Raw genomic sequence first — 1,996 nt, forward strand, 5'->3', positions numbered from 1 at the left:
GCGCCACGGTCCCCCGCTGCCGGCGACGCAGCCGCTGCGCCAGCCCGCACGCCCGCTCCGTCAACAACGCAACGGGCGCCTTCCGGAAACCCTCCGGAAAGCGCCCGTCCAGCATTGCCGCGTCATCTCCCTCCCGCGCCCGGCCTGACGGCCCGGCCCCCCAGGGGACAGGGCCTGGCAGTCAGTCCCCGCTGTGCTGCACCCCGCCGCTGCTCCAGCGGCGGTTCTGGTCCTCCGCCCCGCCGTTGACGGCGCGCGCCAGCATCACCCGGTTGCGGCCCGCCTCCTTGGCGGCATACAGCGCCGAATCCGCCCGGCGCAGGATGTCGTCCAGCGTGCTGTCCTCCGGCCCCCGCAGGGCCAGACCGATGCTGACCGTGCAACGCAACCGCTGCCCGCTGAACGGCACGTCCATTTCCTCCACGGCCTTGCGCAGCCGCTCGGCGGCGATCAGCGCATCGTTCAGGTCCGTTTCCAGCAGCACCGCAGCAAATTCCTCCCCGCCCAGCCGCCCCAGGATGTCGGTATCGCGCAGGGCCTGCTGGCAGGCCTGCACGCACCCCAGCAGCACGGCATCTCCCGCGTGGTGGCCGAAGCGGTCGTTGACGCGCTTGAAGCGGTCGAGGTCCAGCATCAGCACGGCCAGCGGGCGACCGTAGCGCACGGCACGGCCCATCTCGCGTTCCGCGTCCACGAAGAATTGCCGCCGGTTGCGGATGCCCGTCAGCGGGTCGGTGGTGGCCTCGCGCATCAGGGCCTGTTCCAGCCGCTTGCGGTCGGTGATGTCCCGCGCGATGCTGAGCACCACGGGCTTGCCGTCGAAATCGAGCAGCTTGGCGTGGATTTCCACGGGCAGGACCGTGCCGTTGCGGGTGCGGTGGGCCGATTCGAAGGTCAGCGACCCTTCCTCGCGCAGTTGTCGGATGCGACCCTCGACCAGTTGGGCGAACTCCTCGGCGTCCAGGTCCTGCGGGGTCATGCCCAGCAGTTCGCTCCGGGTGTAGCCCAGGCGGCGGCAGGCCACCTCGTTCACGTCCAGGAAGTTCCCCTCCGGGTCGTGCAGGAAGATGGCGTCGGCGGCGGCCTCGAACAGCAACCGGTAGTGCGCCTCGGACCGCTGGCGCGCCGCTTCCGCAGCCCGGCGCTGGGTGACGTCCTGGGCCACGCCGATGACGGTGTCGCCGTCCAGCTTGCCGGAATACTCGAACCACACCGTGCTGCCGTCGCGGCGACGCATTTCCGCCTCGATGTTGCGGAATTCCCCCTGGCGCAGCAGCGTGGTCACCATGCGGCCGCGAGCCCCGGGGTCCACGTACCATTCGGTGGAACGCATCTTTTCCATGAATTCCGCACGGTCCTGCCAGCCGTACATTTCAATGATCCGGCTATTGGCTTCCAGAAATCTGCCGTCGGAAATGCGGGTGCGGAAAATGCCCACCTGGGCGTTCTCGAACAGGGCACGGTAGCGCCGCTCGCTGTCTTCCTGAGCCTGCTGGGCCACGCGTTGCTCGTTGATGTCCACGATGATGGCCAGGGCCGCTTCCACCTCGCCGTTGGGTCCTTCCAGCGGCGAAGCGCTGATGTCGGTCCACAGGTAGCCGCCGTCCTTGCTGCGCAGGCGGTGTTGCAGGCGGCTGGCGGCAAGGGTGCGGTCCAGCAGGCCGGTCAGGGTGGTGGCGGCCAGGGGGGTTTCATCGTCGTGCATGAACCGGCTGAAGTGCTGGCCGCGCATCTCGTCGGTGTCGTAGCCCAGCATGCGCGCGCAGGCATCGTTGACGCGCACCAGCAGGCCGAAGCGGTCCAGCAGCACGATGCCCACGGATGCGGTGCTGAAGATGCCCCGGAACAGTTCCTCGCTGCGGCCCAGGGCCAGCCGCTGGCTGACGGCGGCGGTGATGTCCATGTGCGTGCCCACCACCCGCGCGGGAGAACCGTCCTCGCGCCGGGCCAGCACGCGGCCCCGCGCCAGCATCCACCTCCAGCCGCCGTCCTTGGC

1 protein-coding gene is annotated in these 1,996 nt (G+C 69.6%); it reads right to left on the reverse strand.

Features of this window, described 5'->3' with window-relative positions; genetic code table 11:
* Positions 1-181 precede the first annotated feature (181 nt).
* Positions 182-1,996: PAS domain S-box protein (locus tag FVW20_RS13750; protein ID WP_196610059.1), on the reverse strand; the 1,815-nt coding region annotated here is incomplete at its 5' end.

This window comes from Nitratidesulfovibrio oxamicus, from assembly GCF_015731765.1.
GTDB classification, from domain to species: Bacteria; Desulfobacterota; Desulfovibrionia; order Desulfovibrionales; family Desulfovibrionaceae; genus Cupidesulfovibrio; species Cupidesulfovibrio oxamicus.